The organism is Vreelandella venusta (assembly GCF_015689495.1).
GTDB classification, from domain to species: domain Bacteria; phylum Pseudomonadota; class Gammaproteobacteria; order Pseudomonadales; family Halomonadaceae; genus Vreelandella; species Vreelandella venusta.
This window is the reverse complement of the sequence record NZ_CP065135.1, coordinates 959,671-981,611: the sequence shown is the minus strand read 5'-3', so window position 1 is coordinate 981,611 and position 21,941 is coordinate 959,671. Positions and strand designations below refer to the sequence as shown.

The window sequence follows — 21,941 nt, the reverse complement described above, 5'->3', positions numbered from 1 at the left end:
GCCTTTAGGCTGGTCTTTAAGACTGATCCAAATACATTAAGAAACATAGACTCATAAAACACAAGAGGCTGGTTTTTATCATTAATATAAGGTAACTCCGGCAAGCACAGCAACTACCTGCAATACTTTGTGACAAAACATCACAAAACTATTTACTATTTTGCAGGTACTGGCCATGTTTGCTTTTATGCACCCGTATCAAACTATCCATCGCCTAGAGCAGGAAGTGGCAACATTGAATGCCCAACTGGATGCTGAAAAAAAGCGTCACAGTTGTCGCGCGATCAGCTTGATGACGCCAGTTGAGTCACTCAGCATGCTTCAGGCCAGGGGCGCGGACATGCTTTGCTCATTGAGCAAGGGCGTAGAAGTGCATGCTCAGCACCTTGCTGCCGAGCAATCGACACTCACAGACACCTTCGAGCGTCTCCATAAAGCCGAGCAAAGCGCACAAACATTGCAACAACATCGCCAACGCTGCCAGCAAACAGACACGTATTTATCGTCCCCTTTAGTGACAGAGCAAGCCTTCCACGATATACGCCAGTTGAGTGTCGAATTAGGACACAATGCAGGCCATACACAAGCGCTAGCGATTACTGCGGCTTTGGAAGTTGCCCACTTTCATGAACAACCGGCAGGCATGCCAGCGATTGTGCAGGACCTGCAGGAGTTATCAGAACACTCACGGCAATTAGCACATCAGCTAGCACAGTGGGTCGAGCGCACTGCATTGCAAGTCAATGAAGACGCAAAGATCCGAGATTATCAGCAGCAGGAAATAAAGGCACTCACCAGCGCTGCCCAAGCAGCAGAACAGGTCATTGAGCAGTTGATAGACCAATCACGCCATATGTATAAGGTCATACACCACAGTACAACCACGGCTTATTTACACGCCGCCAAACTCGAGCATGCGGTATGGAAAAGCCGCCTTTATAGTCAACTACTCTCTGCTCATCTGGAAGAGAGCTTAGAAGATCACCAGCACTGCACGCTTGGGCATTGGTACTTTATGGGTGACGGTCATCGCTATAAGCATACCGAGGCTTACAAAGCGCTGGCGGCACCCCATAAGCGTTTTCATGAAAGCGGTTTAGAAGCTCTTAAGTTTGCTCGACAAGGTGATCACAATGGCCAGCTTGCGGCGCTGGCCATGATGGAAGAAGCCAGCAGCCAGCTAGCGCTCCAGCTTGATAAATTGATGGAACATGCTGTTTATGAGGTTCCCCTTTCAAATGGGCGCCCTTCGCCATTAGCAGATTCACCTTGATAGCGTGCTGTGCGCCTGCCTAGCAGGCGTACACATATCACGCCCTTTTATGCCATGCTGAGTGGGTTACTGCGCTTTTAATCACTCACTCAGCAGGGAAAGCAATGTCGCAGATCAAAAAGCTAGATCTCGCTTTACAGGGCGGTGGAGCCCACGGTGCTTATACATGGGGAGTCATCGATCGCCTACTTGAAGATGACCGTATCGACATAGAGGGCATCAGTGGCACAAGCGCTGGCGCAATGAATGGCGTGGTCATGGCAGATGCCCTCACCCGCGGTAATAAAGAGACAGCTCGCCAAGCGTTACACCAGTTTTGGAAAGCGGTTAGTCGAGCAGGGATGGCGAGCCCAATTCGCCGCTCACCACTTGATGTGCTTACCGGAAACTGGTCTCTCGATCATTCACCGGGCTATGTGGCCATGGACCTTTTAAGCCGTCTGGTGTCCCCCTACCAACTGAACCCTCTCAATATTAATCCACTGCGCGACATTATTGCCGAGCATATTGATTTCGAACGTGTAAGACGTTGTGAGCAGCTTAAGCTATTTGTGACCGCCACTAACGTTCGCACTGGAAAACAGCGCGTCTTTCGCCGCGAAGAGATGAGTGTGGATGCGGTGATGGCCTCTGCTTGCCTGCCATTTGTATTTCAAGCCGTTGAGATAGAGGGTGAAGCGTACTGGGATGGCGGTTATATGGGTAACCCAGCGCTGTTCCCTTTAATGGAAGAGTGCAGCGCCCGCGACATTCTATTGGTGCAGATTAACCCCATCAGCAGAGAAGAAATACCCACATCTGCCTCAGCCATAATGAATCGACTAAACGAAATTACCTTTAATTCAGCCCTGATTAAAGAAATACGCATGATTGCAGTGCTTAAGCGCACACTGGATGAACAGGGTATCGAAAACTGCTATCAGCAAGCTCTGTTCCACCGTATCAGTGGCGAACAGGCGCTAGAGGATCTCTCGGTATCGAGCAAAATGAACTCAGAGTGGGCATTCCTATGTTACCTGTTTGAGCAAGGGCGCGATGCCGCCGAGCGCTGGCTAGAAACTCACTTTGAGTCGATAGGTGAACGCTCAACACTGGATATTGACGCTGTTTATTTGCACGAATAATCAGCACTGACGTGCCGCACGCCTTTGCTGCAGATGCGCCACCTTGGTGCATTACCCGCTTGCCGCAACGCTCCACCTATCAAAAAAATAAACATAAGAAACTGATTTTAAAATTAAAATAATCTTATGGCGAACTACTTGCTTAACTCTTACTGAATGATGGTAGGCGTGGACCAGGCCCAACGGGTACGAGTGCGTCGAACCTGCCCTTCAATGGCGAAGGCATGTTCTCGTTAACAACATAGCGCCTTTCCAAGCGCCATGTTTTGACCCACTCGTATCGTGCTCTGTGAGGCCATCCATGGACATTCGCAATAAAGCTAACCGCATTCGGCTATTAAACTTCTCTACCCCTCAAATGCGCGCGTTCCACTTCTCCTGGTTCGCGTTCCATATCTGTTTTTTTGGTTGGTTTGGCATCGCGCCACTGATGGCGGTGGTCCGTGAAGACTTATCACTCACCCAAACGCAAATCGGCAATACCATTATTGCCTCGGTTGCTATTACCGTTATTGTCCGCCTGCTCATTGGCGTACTGTGCGATAAAATTGGGCCTCGTAAAACCTATACCGGTTTGTTAATGCTGGGCGCTGTGCCCGTTATGGGCATAGGTTTTGCCAATAGCTTTGAGACCTTCTTACTCGCTCGGCTGGCCATCGGCGCCATCGGTGCATCCTTTGTGATCACCCAATATCACACCACGATGATGTTTGCTCCGAATGTCGTTGGCACCGCCAATGCGACCAGTGCTGGCTGGGGAAATTTGGGCGGCGGTACGACGCAAATCCTGATGCCGTTGATCTTCTCAGGTCTACTAATGCTTGGCGTTAGTGAAACGCTAGGGTGGCGCTTGGCAATGGTGGTGCCTAGTGTCGTACTGTTTTTTACTGGGATTGGCTATTGGCTGTTTACCCAAGATGCTCCCGATGGCAACTTTAGCGACCTGCGCGCCCGCGGCGAACTACCCGAAGCCACAGGTGAAAATAGCGCTGTACACAGCTTTCTGACCGCAGCAAAAGATATTCGCGTATGGGCGCTGTTTATTGTTTACGGGCTCTGCTTTGGCGTCGAACTAACCATCAATAATATTGCCGCTATTTACTTCTTCGACAAATTTGATCTGACCCTGGCGACCGCTGGTTTAATCGCTGGTTTATTTGGCCTAATGAATATTTTTGCCCGTACCCTTGGCGGCGTCTTTTCAGATCTGTTCGCCAAACAAGGCGGTTTAAAAGGTCGAGTCCGCTGGCTGTTTATCGCCTTAGTATGTGAAGGAATAGCGCTCATTGCCTTCTCACAAATGCACGTCTTAAGCCTCGCAATCGGCATCATGCTGGTCTTTAGCCTGTTTGTTCAAATGGCCGAAGGAGCAACATTTGGCGTGGTGCCCTTTATCAATAAAAAAGCACTCGGTGCTGTTGCCGGTATCGTGGGGGCGGGTGGAAATGTCGGTGCCGTATCCGCCGCCTTTCTGTTCCGGAGTGAAAGTCTTGGTTATCAGCAAGGGCTTTTTTACCTGGGCATTACCGTATTAGTGCTTGCTTCTTGTGTACTGGTAGTACGTTTCAGCGATGCCACAGAAGCTGAAGAAGCAACTGCCTATCGTGATGCGGTTGGCAACGATACGAACGCAGGCGCACTCTCGCTGCGTTAGCACTCACTTCCCCCTCTGGATGCTTTATCCGCGATGATTTTTTACGACATGTTTTCGCGGCACATATCGCAACAGAGGGGAATTCATCTCAGGCGGGGAGTAAAAGGAAACCACTATGTCTACAGCCCAACAACTACTCTTAACCGCCCTTCGGTGCGATATCGATAGCCTGCACCATTTAGCCACCACCTCAGAGATCGTTGGCGACATTAGCGGTTTTATCCATGCGCTCCAGCGTGAACGAGGTGCTTCGACGATTTACCTTGTCTCGCAAGGTAAACGGTTTGCCTCTCGGCGGAAGGAATTTGTACAACATAGCCAAGAAGCCGAGACCGTTATGCGCCAGCGGCTAGAAGCACTTGCCGAAGAAGCACGACCACAGGCAGCAGCACGCTTACTCAGGCGGATCGCGGCGGTGTGGCTTGCCCTGGATGACCTAAACGCGTTACGACAAGCCATACATTCGTTTGCGATCTCTCCCGATGCGGCAACCCAAGCCTTTAACCACTTAATTAGTGGACTCCTCGCCATTGTATTTGAAGCAGCAGATACCTCAGTAGACCCGGATATCACTCGCGCACTAGTGGCTATTTTCCACCTTATGCAAGGCAAAGAACTCGCTGGGCAAGAGCGTGCCTGTGGTGCCTTTGGCTTTACTCATGGGCATTTCGACGATGCCCATCGCGAATTGATTCACCAATTAGTACGCGATCAGCAACGCTGCTTCGATACCTTTGAAGAGTTTGCCTCATCCGAGGCTGAGCTTATTTGGCTGCAGACTCTTTCACCGCGAACACTCGATGGGATTCAGCAGCTTCGCAATATTGCTTACCAACATGCCTGCCAACACTCTCATCAAGAAGGCCGCGTAAACAAAACGCTTAGTGAAACATGGTACGACCTAACCACATTACGCATTGATAGCATCAAAGCCGTTGAAGACACCCTAAACCACCAATTAACGGCGTTATGTCATCAAAAAATCGCTCAAGTGCATGCGACGTTAGAACAAGCTAAAACACCTCTTAACCAGCCTACTCTTGCTCCCTGTGAACAGCTTCTTGCCTTAAGCGATACACAACCATTAGGTGAGCTGACAGCTAGTGCTTTAACCTCTCCATTAGGACGTTCACTAATTGAGCTTGCCCATGCCCAGTCGAGCCACCTTCAAGGGCTCAGTGATGAGCTGGAAAATACCCGCAAAGCCCTGCGTGAACGTAAGCTCATCGAACGCGCCAAAGGCCTCATCATGGCTCACCAGGAAATGACCGAAGAAGAGGCTTACCGTTTTTTACGTAAAACCTCGATGGATCACAGTAAAAGCATGGCCGATATGGCGCAGTCAATACTCGATCTTTCCTCTATGCTCAAACGCAAAGACGAACACACGCACCCAAGCTGAAACAGCTATTTGCAACACTGCGGGCAATTAGCCATTCTAATATCTCCCCTTCCTGAATGAGCTAGGAGCACACGCTATGCAGCACCGTGTCCTAATGATCACTGGCGCCTCAAGTGGAATTGGTGCCGCCACCGCGCGAGCAGCCTCACGTGAAGGTTATAAACTGATACTTGCCGCCCGCTCTACCGAAAAACTCACTGCGCTGGCCCAGGAGCTTGGCCCAGAAAACGTGCTGGCGTGTGCGCTGGATGTCACCGACATGGCGCAACAGCAAGCAATGGTCGATCAAGCGATTGAAACATTTGGGCGCATCGATGCAGTCTTTGCCAACGCTGGGCGCGGAGGTTCTCCCGGCGGTTTTAGCGGTGCAGATCACAACGCTTGGCGTGAGATGATACTGACCAATATTTACGGTGTAGGGCTAACGCTTCAGGCATGCCTTCCCGCGCTAAAGCGAAGCAAAGGGCATGTACTATTAACCGGCTCAGCTGCTGGACGAACGACGATTCCAGGCTCGATGTACAGCGCCACAAAATGGGCAGTGACAGGTATAGGCTATAACTTGCGTGAAGAGCTACGCGGAACGGGCATGCGCGTCACCTTGATTGAACCGGGCATGGTGGATACCCCTTTCTTTGATAAGTCACCAGAGCATGCGCTTGAAGATCGCGATATTGCCAACGCCGTGATTTATGCACTTTCTCAACCACCACACGTCGATGTGAACGAGATTTTAATTCGGCCAACGCCACCCACTGGTTAAGCGACGCTACGAACGGGCAATAATGGCACCTTGCATTTCTTCTTACCTGCCCACATAACACTGGAATACCTAGCGTGCTAATAAATCACGCCGTAAATTTAGCCGCCCATACGCTTTTTAATGCAGGTGCCCCATGAGCCAACTCGCTAATACCGCCCTTTCCGTGCTCGACTTAGCACCGATTCGACAAGGTGGTAGCGCTGAAGAAACATTTCGCAACAGCGTGTCCCTAGCGCAACGGACAGAACAGCTCGGCTATACGCGCTACTGGCTGGCTGAACACCACAACATTGCCGGCATCGCTAGCGCAGCAACGGCCGTATTAATTGGCCATGTTGCTGGGCAAACCTCCACGATACGCGTGGGCAGCGGCGGCATTATGCTACCTAACCATCCGCCCCTGGTGATTGCCGAGCAGTTCGGCACCTTAGAAACACTTTACCCAGGCCGGATTGATCTAGGACTAGGCCGTGCGCCCGGCTCAGATGGCGCCACCATGCAGGCGATGCGCCGCAATGCACAGGCGGGCGTCGATGATTTTCCGCAGCTGCTAAATGAGCTGCAAAGCTACTTAACGGATGCAGACCCTCAGCAGCGTGTGAAAGCCGTCCCTGGACAAGGCACCCACGTACCTATCTGGCTACTCGGTTCTAGTGGCTATAGCGCGCAACTAGCCGCAAAACTCGGGCTCCCCTTTGCGTTTGCGGCCCAGTTTGCGCCGGGATACTTATTCGAAGCGTTGCGGCTTTATCGTGATAACTTCCGGCCGTCGGAGCACTTAGATAAACCCCATGCCATGGTAGGGTTACCCGTTATCGCTGCTGAAAATGATGCCATGGCGCATTACTTAGCAACGACCTCCCAGCAGAAATTTCTTAGCCTTATTCGAGGCAAGCCGACCCAGTCGCTGCCCCCGGTTGAGCAGATGGACTGGTCGCCGATGGAGCGCTCCCAAGTAAGCCAGTTCCTAGGTGCCGCCATCATTGGCGGGCCCGATACCGTCAAAGCTGAGCTAGAGGCCTTTCAAGCGCGTACTGGCGCTGACGAGTTAATGATCAATAGCGACTTTTATGATCATGCCGACCGCTTGCGTAGCTATGAAATCGTGGCTGACGTCGCTCGATAACTTATTAATGAAACGCCAAAACTATGACCACACTTAGCTTTACACCTATGACGCAAGAGGACTTCACGGTCTTCTGGCCTACTTTTCAGTCCATCGTTAGTGCTCAAGAAACGTACGCTATCGATCCTGACATTACCTTTGCAGCAGCTTATAGATTGTGGTGCCAACAGCCCAAAGCGTCATTTGCGGTAAAAGATAGTCAAGGCGAGTTACTGGGTTCTTACTATCTAAAAGCCAACGCTGCAGGCCCTGGCCAACACATTTGCAACTGCGGCTATATGGTAACGCCTGCTGCTAGGGGGAAAGGTGTCGCCCGCCAGATGTGCGAACACTCGCAGCAGGTAGCACGTCAACATGGCTTTGAAGCGATGCAATTTAATGCCGTGGTGGCCACAAACCAAGTGGCCGTCGCCCTGTGGCAACGGCTAGGGTTCACAATTGTCGGCACGATTCCTAACGCCTATCGGCACGCATCCCTGGGGTTAGTCGATAGCTACGTGATGTATAAAGCGCTGTAGTGACCACTTAATAACCAGGCACGCTTTATTGGTAGGACATCATAGAGAGATCACCGGGTTATTTAAGGCAGCGCTGCAGAAGCTCTTCAGCGGCGGCGCTGCCTAACTCGGTTAAGTGAGCAATATTGCGTTCTGGGATTTGTTCCGTATCACCGTAAAAAGCAATCGCTTTTTCGACGCTGGCCTCGCGCAATAGATGAACCATCGCGTAGGGCGAGCGATTAGTGTAATTCGCTGCATCTTCAGGCTCAGCATCGGCAAAACAGTAATCAGGATGGAAGGTTGCTAGCTGATAGACACCTTCATATCCCAGGTCGACCAGCAGGCTTTCGGCAAGCTCGACATAATCCAGGTAGTGATCGAAGCTTTTAAACAGCGTAGGAAATACCAGCAGTGTGGTTTCCGTTTCCGGATGCTCGTTCAGCCACTCTACTTCGGCTATTAGTTCTTCCAATGCCACGTCGACTTTTTTCGAGCGTACCACCTCGACCCGAACGCTACCGCCATCAAGCTCGCGCTTAGCAAACGGGCATATATTGTGCTCCACAATAAAGCTGCGTACCCACGCTAACGTTTGCTCTGCTATCTGATTATCCGCCTCTTGCATCACGCCTACTACCTTACATTAGAGTGGCTGTTACCACGGTTAGAACCTGCTCGTGTATCGGTAAGAAAGAGTGTACCTGCAAGAACCAGTAAATGCTTCAGACGTGTTCCTGAAACCGTGCCAACGCCACTTCATAAGACTTATGAATATGATCATCCATTAGGGCCCGAGCCGCTTTTCCATCTCTGTTTAACGCCAGCTCCACCAATTGATGGTGCTGTTCGTCCAACTCTTGTCGAATAGAGGGCATTTTGGGCCCCAAGCGGCGATAGCGATCAAACTGGTCGTGCAGCTGTTCTATAAATCGCAGTAACCACACCGACCCACAAGGCGCCACCAGAGTGCGATGGAACTGAGTATGTAAACGCTCCCACTCCTCCCCTTTATCGAGTGATACATCCGCACGTTTTAAGCGATGAGCCGCCGCCAAAAGATCGGCTTCCCAGACCGCATCGCCGTGGGCAATGGCACGCTCAAACGCCATGCCTTCTAGTTCAGTGCGCAAGCGTGCAATATCATCCAGCTCTTCCCTCGACAGCTTCGGAACCCTGAAGCCACGTTGGTTTTCTTGGATTAATAAACCGTACGCCGCCAGTTTATTTAATGCTTCACGCAGCGGGCTTAGCCCTACCTGGTAGTGCTCTTTCAGCGCATTAATGGCTAATTTTTCTCCCGCCGCAAAGCGGCCACCGACTAAATCTCTGCGCAACGCATCGTAAATAGGGCTGGAGGCTGTATCAGCAGCAGGAGGGATGTGCTTGTTCATTCCGTGATCCTTTTGCGCATCTTCGCGAACGCGTCTGTTAACGGAGATTCTAGGGCTAGGTGTTGACGTCTCACAATAGCCTAGCCTATATTCTATTTTATTCATAAAAATCGATTTTCAACAAAACAAACGATTAAGAGGCGGAATGGATGCTTTTAACTGAGACGCTGCTGCTAATGGCACAGCGCATATGAAACAGTCGGCACTCTTTTGGGCTTTCTTGCGTGTTGGCCTCCTCGGCTTCGGCGGGGGGCCGGCCATGATACCGCTAGTACGTGCTGAAGTTGTGACCCGGCACAAGTGGCTAACCGATGAGGAGTTTGCCGACGTACTTGCCATCGGCAACACGCTGCCCGGCCCTATCGCGACTAAGATGCCTGGCTATATCGGCTACCGGGTTGGCGGCATCAGCGGCTGTATTGCGGCGGTTATTGCCGTGATTGTGCCGATGATTGTGGCAATGATTGTCATGCTCGGTATTTTTAGTCGCTATCGCGACGTTGCCTGGATACGTGGCATGGGGCAGGCAGTTATTCCTGTCGTTATGATCATGATGGGGCAATTAACCTGGGATTTTTTCGACAAATCTCAAGCAGCTCTTGGCTGGCTAGCAAGCGCGCTAATGGCCGTTATTGCAGGTGGATTAATTTATTGGCTGGGTGTGCATCCTGGCTGGGTCATTGGTGCCATCCTATTAACAGCCTTACTGCGTCCAACGGCTAAAAAACGCGTCGAGGGCTCAGCATGATTTATTGGGAGCTTTTCTTAGCGTTTTTTATTCCTAACATTATTGGCTATGGCGGTGGCCCCGCGATTATTCCTCTTGTTGAAGCCGAGGTGGTTGGCCGTTATGGCTGGATGACCTCTCAAGAGTTCGCCGAAACCCTGGCCTTGGGCAACGCCCTCCCCAGCCCTATTGCAACCAAAATGGCGGGCTATGTTGGCTATGACATCGCAGGCATTGGCGGTGCATTGGTGGCTGTTTCTGCCACGGTTATTCCTTCTTTACTGCTGATGCTCGGGGCGCTGGGGCTGCTTTACCGTCATCGTGACTCTCCCCGCGTCAAGCGTATGAGCCAGTGGGTGCGTCCGGTTATCGCCATCATGATGGCGTGGTTAACCTTGGGCTTTCTACTCGAAAGCCTTAACACTAGTGGGGCTATCCACACGCTGATTATCGGCATAGCGGCCGCTATTGCCTTATTGCGCTTCAACATGCATCCCGCCTTTGTAGTTATGGGCGCCTTGGCTTATGGAGGGATCATTATTCCGTAGCAGAAGACGCAGAAGTTTTAAAACAATAATAGCCATGCACTTAAGTTTAACGCGCCACAGCTCACAATAACTCAAGCACTATAAATGGGGAATCCAATGACCTTTAAATCACTCTTCACCACTACCGCGATAGCTGCAGCACTCTCTCTGCCTACCTTTGCGGCAGCCACAGACCATTATCCTGAGAAGCCGATTGAATTTATCGTTCCCTGGGGGCCAGGTGGCGGCAGCGACCTGCTAATGCGACTTGTTAGCAAGCACCTTGAAACAGAGCTGGAGCAGGCTGTCCCAGTGATTAATATGCCTGGCGCTAGTGGCACGGTAGGCCTGCGCGAAGCCTCCCGGCGAGATAGTGATGGATACACGATTTCGCAAATACATGAAGGTTTGCTGATTGCGCACCACTCGGGGGTTACCGATCTCAACTGGGACGATTTTGATGTCGTTTCCATGATGACCAGCGATAACTCAGTCATCGTAGTCAATGCCGATACGGGTTGGGAAACACTTGATGACATGCTCGAAGATGTCACTTCAAGTCCAGGTGAGTACCGAATGGGCGTTACGTTGGGTGGTATTCCACACTTATGGGCTGTGCAGTTTGAAGAATCCACTGGCACTCAGTTTGGCTATGTGGGGTATGAGGGGACTGGAGAGCGGTTACGCGCACTAGCAGGCGGCCATATCACAGTGGCTATTGAAGATTATTACTCCGCTCGCGCCTTCGTCGAAAATGGCGATTTGAATGTACTGGCAGCCGCGACCTCTGAACGCATCGAAGAGCTACCCGATACGCCTACGCTGAAAGAGCTAGGCCATGATCTGGAGTTTTTGGTCACCCGTGGCGTTGTTGTCCCAAAAGGCACTCCAGAATCGGTGATTACAACACTGGAAAGCGCACTTAAAAATGTCGCTAACAGTACGGAATTTAAAACCGATATTGAGAACGTAGGCGGCACCGTTCGTTACCTTAACCGGGAAGATTACACCGCTTATTTAGAGCGCAATGATGCATTCATTGAAAATAACGCCCACCTTCTTGATTAAGGTAACACCACGCTTGAGGAGGCCATTATGGAACGCAGAAGCCCTGAAATAGCGCTGACCTCTGCTTTACAGCTGCTGTCTTATCTCATTATCGCCCTAGGTGCTTTATTGATGGCCTTCAAGGCCGGCTCATTGCCGGCCTCTCGTTGGGAGCCCATGAGTGCAGGGGTCTTTCCACAAATCATTTTCGTTAGCATTGCAATTTTATGTGGTGTCGCTGCTATCTCTGACATTTCCAAGCACGGCTTACCACGCCTATCCTTTAGCATTGCTTGGAAAAGGTTAATTGCGCTAAAGGCCGTTATATTTAACCTAGTGTTATTTATTATTTATGTGGCAATCATGCCTGTCGCTGGCTTTATTATTAGCACCTTTGCATATTTACTTATTGCTCAATTTTATCTAGCGCCCAAAAAACCTATTACCGTATTGATTGCCATTTTTGTTGCCATCCTCTTTTCGACTGGACCTTACTATTTATTTTCTGAGGTCTTCAATATCTATCTTCCCCGAGCTCAATGGTAAGGTGATCTATGACTGACGCTTTTCTCGTAGCGCTAGGGGGTGTCACTGAACCCTATACGCTATTACTCATGGCAGTAGCGACGTTTGCAGGTATTGTTGCCGCGGCAATCCCTGGCTTTACGATAACGATGGCAATTGTCCTTACCTTGCCACTCACCTTTGCTATGCCGCCAATGCAAGGTATCGCGGTCATGCTTGCTGTCTACGTTGGGGGCTTAAGCGGCGGCTTATTTAGCGCCGCTTTACTGGGCATTCCAGGAACGCCTTCGTCAGTTGCGACCACGTTTGATGCCTTTCCCATGGCAAGGCAGGGCAACCCCGGCAAGGCGCTATCATTAGGATTATTTGCTTCATTTGTGGGCTCGATTATTTCTATTGCAGTGCTGATCGTCGCAGCGCCACCACTCGCACTTCTAGCCGTTAAGTTAGGCCCATGGGAGTATTTTGCCCTTATTATTTTTGCCTTAACCGTCATCGCCAGTTTAGTGGGTGATTCCCTGCTTAGAGGGCTGATTGCAGGCCTTATTGGTATCGGTATTGCAACAATAGGGCCTGATCCATTGATGGGTCGCGAGCGCTTTACCTTTGGTTATGAAATCCTTACGGCAGGCATCCCCTTCCTGGTTGTTTTAATTGGCATGTATGCCATGAGTCAATTGCTGTCAGAGCTGGAGAATAAAGGGGGAGATAATCACTCTTCTGGAGCACTGATTAGCGGGGATATGCGCCCTCACCTGTGGCAAACCGTAAAAGACATCACCCTGAAACCCATCAACGTTATACGTTCATCCTTACTCGGCGTATTTATTGGTGCAGTACCCGGTGCTGGTAGCTCAATTTCTAACCTGCTGGCCTACGACCAAGCTAAACGTGCTTCTAAGCACCCAGAGACATTTGGCAAGGGCGAACCCCAAGGGGTAGTTGCTTCTGAATCAGGTAACTCCTCAACGGTTGGCGGTAGCATGATTCCCTTGATTGCATTAGGCATTCCGGGATCGCCCGCCGATGCAGTTCTCATGGCAGCCATTATGGTACATGGCATCAGCATTGGTCCGCGCTTAATCCTTGACCATCCCGACTTGGTTTACAGCATGTTTATTGCCATGGCGATAGCTTCTGTCTTCATGCTGTTAATCGGCGTTGTTTTGATGAAGGCTTTTTTACGACTACTAAATGTACCGAAGTATATTGTTGTTCCCGTTGTACTCGCTTGTTGTGCGATTGGCACTTACACCCTAAATAACCGCTTATCAGACCTTTACCTGCTTGCCTGCATCGGTGCCGTGGGCTACCTGCTAAAGAAATTGGATTATCCGTTAGCGCCGCTTGTACTGGGCGTTGTATTGGGCCCAATAGCAGAAACCAACTTAAGGCGGGCTTTCCAGACCAGTGCTGATTGGACACTCTTTTTCACTCGGCCTATATCAGCGCTGCTGCTTACATTAGCGGTTGCCTCTGTGATTTACAGTATTTATAGCTATATGAAGCAGCGCCGCCTAATGGCTCAACGTTTAGGTGCCACCTCGAAATAGGAATACTAATGCACACTGATCCACACTATTACCCTTCCGCTTCACGTCGCATGGTTACCTTTGGCAAACGCGGGATGGTTGCGACATCTCAATCGCTTGCGGCACAGGTAGGTATTGATATTTTACGCAAAGGCGGCAATGCCATTGATGCTGCCATTGCGACAGCAGCTACGTTAACCGTTGTTGAGCCTACCTCGAACGGTATCGGTAGCGATGCCTTTGCTCTGGTATGGGTAAAAGGTGAGCTACATGGCCTCAATGCTAGCGGCCCTGCTCCAAAGAGTATTTCATGCGATGCCGTTAAGGCCCTAGGCCATGAGGAAATGCCTGCCCATGGATTAGTACCGGTCACCGTGCCTGGTGCGCCTGGCGCTTGGGCTGCGCTTTCAGAGCGTTTTGGTAAACTGCCGTTTGAGCAGTTGTTAGCACCAGCAATAGAATTAGCTGAAGAAGGGTTTGCTGTATCTCCAGTAGCGAGTCAGCTATGGGAAAGCGCCGTAAAGCGCTATGGTCAATACCAAGCAGCAGAGTTTACCCCCTGGTTTACGCACTTTACCTCCAACGGGCACGCCCCCAAAGCGGGTGATGTTTGGCGCTCTCCTGATATGGCAAAAACGCTGCGTGAAATTGCCAACAGCCACGCGGATGCGTTTTATCAAGGAAGCCTAGCAGATGCGATGGACGCCTTTTCACGTCAGCATGGCGGCTTCTTACGCAAAGAAGATTTACAAGCCTTCAAGCCGGAGTGGGTCAAACCCATCAGTGTCCGGTATCGGGGCCATGATATTTGGGAAATCCCCCCCAACGGCAGCGGGTTAATTGTGCTCCAAGCGCTGGGGATACTTGAGTCACTAGATGACCAATCGACAGATCCAGTGGAAACCCTGCACCGCCGTATCGAAGCAACAAAACTGGGTTACGTAGATGGCTTACGCTACATTACTGAATGCTCCGCAATGCAACCCAGCGTTGAGCAAATGCTATCGAGTGATTACCTCTCGCAACGCGCAGGCCTTATTGGCCAAGACGCCATTAACCCGGCCCATGGCAATCCGCTAAAAGGCGGCACCGTCTACCTAGCAACAGCGGATGATGACGGTAATATGGTGTCATTCATTCAAAGCAATTTTGAAGGCTTTGGTTCTGGAATGGTGGTGCCTGGTACCGGTATCAGCCTACAAAACCGGGGTTGGTCATTCTCCCTAGATCCACAACATCCCAACGCGTTAGCACCCGGCAAACGCACTTACCACACTATTATCCCCGGCTTTATTACCAAAGATAACCAAGCCGTTGGGCCCTTTGGCGTGATGGGTGGCTACATGCAGCCCCAAGGTCATGTGCAGGTAGTAACAGCGATGCTAGAGGATCACTTAAACCCACAGGCAGCACTGGATATGCCGCGCTGGAAGTGGACCAACGGCAAAACAATTGAAGTCGAAGCCGATTTCCCCAACCACTTAGCACTTGCCCTAGCCCGCCGCGGGCATCACATCGTTAAAGTCGCCGACTCGATTACTTTTGGCCGCGGGCAAATCATTCTACGCGACCCTGACAGCGGTGTGCTCCAAGGCGGTACCGAGCCGCGCACTGATGGCGCGGTACTACCTCTTTAAATTTTCGTTTACCCAACGTTCACCACGGCCTTTCAATATCCGCCTTGCAAGACTCTCCGATATCCACCTACTGCTGTGCAGTTAACGCACAGCAGTAGGCTGGCTATCAACGCCAAAGCGTCGCATCATGGCACTCTTTCTTGCTAGGTACTTGCCTGTCTCACTATGCCGCCAATACCGTCCGACACTACCTCTTCTTCACCGCTGAGCGGTTTCTTTAGTGTGTTCCGCTATAGCAGACGAGCGCTTGCACTCGTGTGGGAAACTTCACGCTGGATGATGCTGGGCTTAGCGTTATGCACCTTGGTGGCAGGGGTTCTACCTGCCGTGGCTGCCTGGGTCGGCCAACTGATTGTAGATGGCGTCGTGGCGGCGATGGACAGCTACCAGGCAGCGAGTTCACCCAACCTCTGGGCAACACTAACGCCTGTATTAGGCTTAGTCGCCTTGGAAGGGCTAATTATTGCGTTTATTGCCCTGGCACAACGTGGCCTTTCGGCCCAGCAATCGCTGCTGCGTGCGCTGCTGGGACAAAAAGTTAATGTGATGATTCTAGAGAAAGCGGGCACGCTGTCACTCAGCCAGTTTGAAGATTCAGAATTGTACGACCAGCTCACTCGGGCACGGCGGGAAGCGTCTACGCGCCCGCTCGCGCTGGTGAATAAAACCTTTGGATTGCTACAAAATGCTATTTCACTGGCTAGCTTCGGGTTTCTACTGGTGCAGTTCTCCCCCTGGGCGTTACTCATCTTGGTGGTGGGAGCATTGCCCGTATTTCTCTCAGAGGCGAAGTTTTCCGGCGATGCCTTTCGGCTATTTCGCTGGCGCTCACCGCAAACCCGTATGCAGATCTATTTAGAAACGGTGCTTGCTCGGGAAGACAGTATCAAAGAGGTAAAGCTCTTCGGCTTAGAAGGTCTGTTTCTCCAGCGTTACCGGGATATCTTTACCAAACTATTTGCCGAAGACCGCCGCCTAACGTTACGCCGTGAAGGCTGGGGATTTATCCTTGGCCTGTTAGGCACGCTGACATTTTACGCTGCCTACGCCTGGGTAGTAATTGAAACTGTCGCGGGAGCACTTACCCTTGGCCAAATGACCATGTATTTGATGGTATTTAAACAAGGCCAAAGCGCCCTGTCGGCAAGTTTGACTGCTATTAGCGGTATGTACGAAGACAACCTCTATCTTTCCAATCTTTACGAATATCTCGAGCAACCCACTGAAGGCGAGGAAGGCCACCTTACCAAGGGGACAGCGCCTGGTGATGGGTTACGCTTCGAAAACGTCAGCTTTGCCTATCCCGGTGGCAGTGACGTACTGCACAATATTTCGCTGCATTTAGCGCCGGGCAAAAGTATTGCCTTAGTCGGTGAAAACGGCTCGGGCAAAACCACGTTGATTAAGCTATTAACGCGGCTCTACCACCCGACCAAAGGGCGCATTTTGTTGGACGGTAGCGACCTCAAACACTGGGACACCCAGGCATTACGGACGCGGGTTGGAGTTATTTTCCAGGATTTTGTGCGCTACCAGCTCTCTGTTGGCGAAAACCTTGGGGTTGGCGATACCCAAGCCTTTGATGACCAGCAACGCTGGCAACAAGCCGCTCATCATGGCATGGCGGATAGCTTTATCGACCGCATGCCACATGGCTACCAAACTCAGCTAGGGCGTTGGTTTAAAAATGGCCAGGAACTTTCAGGTGGTCAGTGGCAGAAAGTAGCGCTTTCACGCGCTTATATGAGCCACCATGCCGATATTTTAGTGCTGGATGAGCCTACCGCAGCGATGGATGCCGCAGCGGAAGCCGAAGTATTCGCCCGCTTCCGCGAACATAGCCACGATAAAATGACGATTTTAATTTCCCACCGTTTTTCGACAGTGCGCAGCGCAGACCAAATCATTGTGATTGACCAGGGAAGCATTATTGAACGCGGCACTCATGAAGAACTGCTTACTTGTAATGGTCGGTATGCAAAACTGTTTCGGCTTCAAGCCAAGGGTTATCGTTAACTGAACAGTTGACGCTCCTATAAGCATCGGTTAAAAAATAAAAGCTACTTTCGAAAAGTAGCTTTTATTTTTACTAACGAGACTTTTTCAGAGACCTTCTCATGCGCTGGCAAATCCCCGCAACTCGAATGAATAAGCTGCACCGAGTTATTAATAATTCGGTATCGGCCTATTGTTGTCGCGCGCCAGAAATGTAGTGAGAAAATTGGCCGCGGCAGATGTCGCGGCCATGCGTTTTATCGTTACCTTTGATACTCCCTGATCGCGATGTTGCCCGGCCTCCTAACCCAGGAGACCGACCCAATGGCAGCACTCACAATTACCCGTAAATTACTCCACGCGGTTAAGCGCTATCGTACCCAACGGCGTTTTTACGAAGAACCGCGCTTTCATGATCCGCATCTGTTAAAAGATATCGGCTTACGCTGGGAGCAAGGCCAGCTGGTATCTATTCACGGTGTTAATGAGCTCCACAACCTCACGCAGCGCCATCAGGCCGACACCCGTGCTGCCTATGAAACGTGTCCACACTGCGGGAGCAGCCTGACATAGCCAACGCCCCGGTCACAGGAAGTGGCCGGGGCGTTTGAATGCGTACCCATCACATTGCATTAAAAAAGCCGACCCAGTAGGTCGGCGAAGCTGATGAGAGTTGCTCGGTAAAAAGGCCGAGCAATAAGATGCCCGGGGAAGGCATCGCCAAAACGCCTGCTCAAGCGGCTTGGCGATACCCTCGCCCGTCAACCTTACCTTTACGAGAGTAACTCCCCTTACCTTTTTTCGGTGTTTGCTGCTGCATTTTGAACATCGGTGTGCGCAGCTGCGCTTTCAGTGCGTTATCGCGTATCTTGCCTTTTTTCACGGTGTACTCCTCATCCTTTGAAAAACAGCTTTTGAAAAAACAGTTTTTAAAAAATAGCCATCAACAGTCATTTATTAGGCGGCGCATTTGCTTCCGCCGCCTGCCATTCCTATTGGTTTCGCCGCTTGTATGACCCAATGAGATCGGCCAAGTTCCCAAGCTGCTTACAACACTTAATCAACACGGGTGGTTAACGTGCTCGCGGCAGGACTTTCCGCCACCATGCTCACCACGCTGCCCACCATGATCAGGCACGGTGAGGGTAACGGTTGAGCAGCGAGTCGAGCGGGCATATCCGCTAACGTGCCCACTAAGGATTGCTGTTCAGGCTGGCTAGCGTTTGCTACCAACATAATGGGCCACGTATCGGGTAGGCCCGCTTGGCGAAGGCCGTGGCAGATAGCATCTACTTTGGAAAGCCCCATATAGAACACTAGGGTTTCATCCTGACGAGCAAGGGTTGCCCAGTCTGGCGTGCCGCCTTCGCGGCACAGTTGCGCCGTAATAAAGCGCAGCTGCTGGGCATGGCCACGATCAGTGAGCGGAATACCCATCCCCGCAGCGGCTGCCGAGGCAGCGGTAATGCCTGGCACTATTTCGGCGGATATTGAGGCATTTGCTAATGCTCCCAGCTCTTCACCCATACGTCCAAATACGCCAGGATCTCCCCCTTTCAAACGTACAACTGACTTACCCGCCTGAGCAAGCGAGACGATTAGCGCTCCTATCTCATCTTGGGGCACACTGTGATGCCCGCTCGCTTTCCCCACGTAATAGCGTTCGGTGCCTGGCGGTATCAGCCCCAGCACATCGTCGCCCACTAAACGGTCATAGACCACCGCATCAGCCTGCATTAACAGTCGCGCCGCTTTCAGGGTAAGCAGCTCCATATCGCCGCTTCCTGCACCGACTAAATACACCGTTCCAGAACGGCATTCACCGCTTAGCGGAAGGCGTAAGCGCTCGGCTGACTCGCGACCAAAGGGCGCTAACACCCGCTGACTGAGGCGCATAAAGGCCTCAAGCCATTTCTGGGTTAGTTGTTTGCTTAGCGCACGCATTGGGACGCTCCTCTTCAAGTAATGATTTCAGTTCTGGAATACAACTGCCGCACTGAGTGCCACAAGCCAATCGAGCGCCGAGGGCTTCCACACTGATATCGCCCCCACGAATAGCCTTAATGATAGTGGTTTGTCCTACTTGATGACAGCTACACACCACGGGCCCAGCATCCATCGCACCATCATCGCCACCTGCCAGAAGCCGTTGGCGGTGGTGCAGATCTAGCGCCGTGTCGTTAAAGCGCGCCTCCAGCCAAACCAATCCAGGTAACTCTTGCGGTGGCCCTACCATTAGCCACCAGCGTAACTGCCCATTCACTATCCCTGCTGCGCGCAGCCTGCCGCTACCACTGTCTTCGCACCACAGCGACGCAGGTACATTGAGCCACGATGCCGCTGTTGCTAGCCAGTCAGTGATCGGCGCCGTATCTGCGAGCTGCCAGCGCTCACAGCTGCTCATGGGAATACGTGACCAATAAGCGTTTTTACACCAACCAGGGGAATCCTTAATAGTTTGGTCATTGGCTACCAGCAGCGTTGCTTGCCAATCGATGGGCAAATTCGTTAACGCCACTGCACCTTGCTTGGTTTCTGGTTGGCCAGACACAGGGTCGCTATAGCCAGTGATCAGCGCGCCGCTTCGGCCATGCTTAGTAAAGCAGTCGGTCCAGTGCATGGGCACAAACACTTCCCCCTGCCGCTGCGCATTTGAAATACGTACTCGCCCACGGTACTCACCTTCCGCTGCCGACAGCATTGCAAGCCCTTGGTCAGCAACACCGGCGTTGGCCGCATCCACTGGGTGCAGCTCAATAAACGGTTCTGCCCGATGATTCATCAGCCTTGGCGCCCTAGCTGTGCGGGTCATAGTGTGCCATTGATCGCGCACACGCCCAGTATTTAGCCGCAGCGGATAGGTCGAGCTGAGCGTTTGTTCTGGCAACCGTGGTGTAATCGGCAGTAATTTGGCTCGCCCATTGGCCGTGGCAAACACACCTTCTTCAAACAGCCTTGACGTGCCCCGGGGCGCAGATTGATTAACCGGCCACTGAATCGGCGAGAGCGCATCATAAGCGGCCTGCCCTTTGCCTGCCAGTCCCGAAATATCAAACAACCGCTTGCTCGTGCCACTGTTTTCAAAACCGGAGAGCCGTGCGTGCTCGTCGAAAATTTCCCATGGATGGGAGTAACTAAACGCCTCGGCAAACCCCAAACGTTTAGCAACTTCGCAGATAATCCACCAGTCGTGCTGGGCCTCGCCAGGAGGTGTCAACATGCCGCGCTGGCGGGAGATTCGTCGTTCAGAATTGGTCACTGTCCCGTCCTTTTCTGACCAAGCTGACGCGGGTAGCACAATATCGGCATAGGGCAGCAGGTCAGTGTTAGCAACGCATTCCGACACAATAACCAGCGGACACGATGCCAGCGCACGGCGTATTTTTGCACTATCCGGCAGGCTAACGGCCGGGTTAGTCGCCATTACCCATAGCGCCTTAATTTCACCGCGGTCAATGGCATCAAACAGCTCAATCGCTTTATAGCCAGGGGCATCTGGCAGCGTGGGAGTTAAATGTTCAGTGGCCCAAAAGCGGCTGACCAGATCACGTGCGCCGGGGGTATGGTAGTCCATATGCGCCGCCAACTGATTGGCAAGCCCTCCTACTTCTCGTCCGCCCATCGCATTGGGCTGACCAGTGATTGAAAACGGCCCAGCCCCCGGTAGACCAAGCTTGCCGCCTGCCAAGTGGCAATTAATGATGGCATTGCACTTATCGGTGCCGCTAGTGGATTGATTAACCCCTTGAGAATAGAGCGTGACAACATGCAACTGGCTGGCAAACCAGTAGTAGAAGGTTTCCAGACGCTCGGGGTCGACATCACAGGTCGCCGCTACCTCCGCCACCGAGCCTGCGGTTTGCTGGGCCGCCGCCAGGGCATCTTCAGCCCCTTCGGTGTGGCGCTCAAGATAGAGAGTATCGAGCTTGCGACGCTGCGCCATCCACGCCAGCAGACCATTGAACAGATAAGCATCGCTGCCCGGCTGGATACCAAGATAAAGATCCGCGATTTCACAACTATCGGTCACCCTTGGGTCGATGACTACCACACACATCAATGGGTTGCGCACTTTGGCAACTTTCAGGCGCTGATAAAGCACCGGATGATTCCAGGCCAGATTTGAGCCGACCAGCACCACTAACTCCGCTTCTTCTATATCTTCATAGTGACAGGGCACCGCGTCAGCGCCAAAAGCGCGCTTGTAGCCCGCTACCGCTGACGCCATACACAGCCGCGAATTGGTATCCACATGGGGCGTGCCTAAAAAGCCTTTAAACAGCTTATTGGCAACGTAGTAATCCTCAGTTAATAACTGACCAGAAAGATATGCTGCCACGCTGTGCTGACCATGTTCTGCCCTTAAGGCATTTAAACGATCGGCAGTCGCGCTTAGGGCAGTGTCCCAGGAGACTTCAGCACCATCGACGCGAGGCTGGGTCAACCTCCCCTGTTGTCCCAAGGTCTCATGTAGCGCAGTGCCTTTGACGCACAGACGCCCGTAGTTAGCAGGGTGCCCCCGGTCCCCTTCCACTGCGATGACGGTGCCACTGTCTATCGTCGCTTTCACTCCGCAGCCAACACCGCAATAGGGGCATGTGGTTTTGGCTTGCTGCGTCGTTGTGGACTGCTGCCCTGCTTTTGCCCCTCGCATAACACCTCCTCGGGTCGAGCCTGAACGCCGTATATACGTATATAAATGCCGAGCATAAAAAAAC

The 21,941-nt window shown here is 51.8% G+C and carries 20 protein-coding genes; 15 read left to right on the top strand and 5 right to left on the bottom strand.

Annotated features, from left to right (window positions below; translation table 11 throughout):
* Positions 1-175 precede the first annotated feature (175 nt).
* The 7 genes from IR195_RS04655 to IR195_RS04625 all read left to right on the top strand — a co-directional run bounded on the left by IR195_RS04655 (position 176) and on the right by IR195_RS04625 (position 7,860).
* Entirely contained in the window at positions 176-1,273 is a 1,098-nt protein-coding gene (locus IR195_RS04655) for a CZB domain-containing protein (protein ID WP_125746091.1), read from the top strand.
* Between the two features lie 104 nt (positions 1,274-1,377).
* A complete protein-coding gene (locus IR195_RS04650) occupies positions 1,378-2,397 on the top strand; it encodes a patatin-like phospholipase family protein (protein ID WP_125746089.1) in 1,020 nt (339 codons plus the stop codon).
* Positions 2,398-2,698: 301 nt separating this feature from the next.
* Positions 2,699-4,051, top strand: coding sequence for a NarK family nitrate/nitrite MFS transporter (locus IR195_RS04645; protein ID WP_206048883.1), 1,353 nt, complete (start codon positions 2,699-2,701; stop codon positions 4,049-4,051).
* A 115-nt stretch (positions 4,052-4,166) separates the two neighbouring features.
* Complete coding sequence (locus IR195_RS04640) at positions 4,167-5,453, top strand: nitrate regulatory protein (protein WP_146942793.1); 1,287 nt, start codon at positions 4,167-4,169, stop codon at positions 5,451-5,453.
* 76 nt (positions 5,454-5,529) lie between these two features.
* Entirely contained in the window at positions 5,530-6,216 is a 687-nt protein-coding gene (locus tag IR195_RS04635; protein ID WP_206048882.1) for an SDR family oxidoreductase, read from the top strand.
* 133 nt (positions 6,217-6,349) lie between these two features.
* The gene (locus IR195_RS04630; RefSeq protein WP_125746081.1) at positions 6,350-7,342 is read left to right on the top strand and encodes an LLM class flavin-dependent oxidoreductase; all 993 of its coding nucleotides are present in this window, start codon (positions 6,350-6,352) and stop codon (positions 7,340-7,342) included.
* Between the two features lie 23 nt (positions 7,343-7,365).
* Complete coding sequence (locus IR195_RS04625) at positions 7,366-7,860, top strand: GNAT family N-acetyltransferase (protein WP_206048881.1); 495 nt, start codon at positions 7,366-7,368, stop codon at positions 7,858-7,860.
* A gap of 58 nt (positions 7,861-7,918) precedes the next feature.
* Here IR195_RS04625 and IR195_RS04620 read toward each other — a convergent pair whose 3' ends face one another.
* Together IR195_RS04620 and IR195_RS04615 are read right to left on the bottom strand one after the other, a co-directional pair.
* Entirely contained in the window at positions 7,919-8,467 is a 549-nt protein-coding gene (locus tag IR195_RS04620; RefSeq protein ID WP_206048880.1) for a DUF1415 domain-containing protein, read from the bottom strand.
* Between the two features lie 97 nt (positions 8,468-8,564).
* A complete protein-coding gene (locus tag IR195_RS04615; protein ID WP_125746075.1) occupies positions 8,565-9,233 on the bottom strand; it encodes a GntR family transcriptional regulator in 669 nt (222 codons plus the stop codon).
* A gap of 190 nt (positions 9,234-9,423) precedes the next feature.
* On the opposite strand from IR195_RS04615, the gene IR195_RS04610 reads away from it, so the two are divergent.
* The 8 genes from IR195_RS04610 (at position 9,424) to IR195_RS04575 (ending at position 17,796) form a co-directional block, all read left to right on the top strand.
* Positions 9,424-9,981 (top strand): chromate transporter, encoded by a 558-nt coding sequence (locus tag IR195_RS04610; protein WP_146942799.1) that lies wholly within the window; start codon positions 9,424-9,426, stop codon positions 9,979-9,981.
* Positions 9,978-10,508 carry a chromate transporter gene (locus tag IR195_RS04605; protein ID WP_125746071.1) on the top strand — a complete coding sequence of 177 codons (531 nt, stop codon included), beginning with the start codon at positions 9,978-9,980 and terminating at the stop codon, positions 10,506-10,508. The genes IR195_RS04610 and IR195_RS04605 overlap by 4 nt, the downstream gene beginning before the upstream one ends.
* Before the next feature lie 96 nt (positions 10,509-10,604).
* Positions 10,605-11,555, top strand: coding sequence for a Bug family tripartite tricarboxylate transporter substrate binding protein (locus IR195_RS04600; protein ID WP_125746069.1), 951 nt, complete (start codon positions 10,605-10,607; stop codon positions 11,553-11,555).
* Between the two features lie 27 nt (positions 11,556-11,582).
* Positions 11,583-12,080 carry a tripartite tricarboxylate transporter TctB family protein gene (locus IR195_RS04595; RefSeq protein WP_125746067.1) on the top strand — a complete coding sequence of 166 codons (498 nt, stop codon included), beginning with the start codon at positions 11,583-11,585 and terminating at the stop codon, positions 12,078-12,080.
* A gap of 8 nt (positions 12,081-12,088) precedes the next feature.
* A complete protein-coding gene (locus tag IR195_RS04590) occupies positions 12,089-13,612 on the top strand; it encodes a tripartite tricarboxylate transporter permease (protein WP_206048879.1) in 1,524 nt (507 codons plus the stop codon).
* An 8-nt stretch (positions 13,613-13,620) separates the two neighbouring features.
* Positions 13,621-15,228: a gamma-glutamyltransferase family protein gene (locus tag IR195_RS04585; RefSeq protein ID WP_146942805.1), complete on the top strand. Its 1,608-nt coding sequence runs from the start codon at positions 13,621-13,623 to the stop codon at positions 15,226-15,228.
* 165 nt (positions 15,229-15,393) lie between these two features.
* Entirely contained in the window at positions 15,394-17,244 is a 1,851-nt protein-coding gene (locus IR195_RS04580; protein ID WP_206048878.1) for an ABC transporter ATP-binding protein, read from the top strand.
* Positions 17,245-17,547: 303 nt separating this feature from the next.
* Complete coding sequence (locus tag IR195_RS04575) at positions 17,548-17,796, top strand: hypothetical protein (RefSeq protein WP_241006797.1); 249 nt, start codon at positions 17,548-17,550, stop codon at positions 17,794-17,796.
* A 160-nt stretch (positions 17,797-17,956) separates the two neighbouring features.
* Here IR195_RS04575 and arfA read toward each other — a convergent pair whose 3' ends face one another.
* The 3 genes from arfA to IR195_RS04560 form a co-directional block, all read right to left on the bottom strand.
* Positions 17,957-18,106 (bottom strand): alternative ribosome rescue factor ArfA, encoded by a 150-nt coding sequence (gene arfA / locus IR195_RS04570; RefSeq protein ID WP_125746057.1) that lies wholly within the window; start codon positions 18,104-18,106, stop codon positions 17,957-17,959.
* Between the two features lie 173 nt (positions 18,107-18,279).
* Positions 18,280-19,167 carry a uroporphyrinogen-III C-methyltransferase gene (gene cobA, locus IR195_RS04565; protein ID WP_206048877.1) on the bottom strand — a complete coding sequence of 296 codons (888 nt, stop codon included), beginning with the start codon at positions 19,165-19,167 and terminating at the stop codon, positions 18,280-18,282.
* Positions 19,127-21,877: a nitrate reductase gene (locus IR195_RS04560; RefSeq protein WP_206048876.1), complete on the bottom strand. Its 2,751-nt coding sequence runs from the start codon at positions 21,875-21,877 to the stop codon at positions 19,127-19,129. Before IR195_RS04560 ends, cobA begins: the two co-directional genes overlap by 41 nt.
* Positions 21,878-21,941 lie beyond the last annotated feature (64 nt).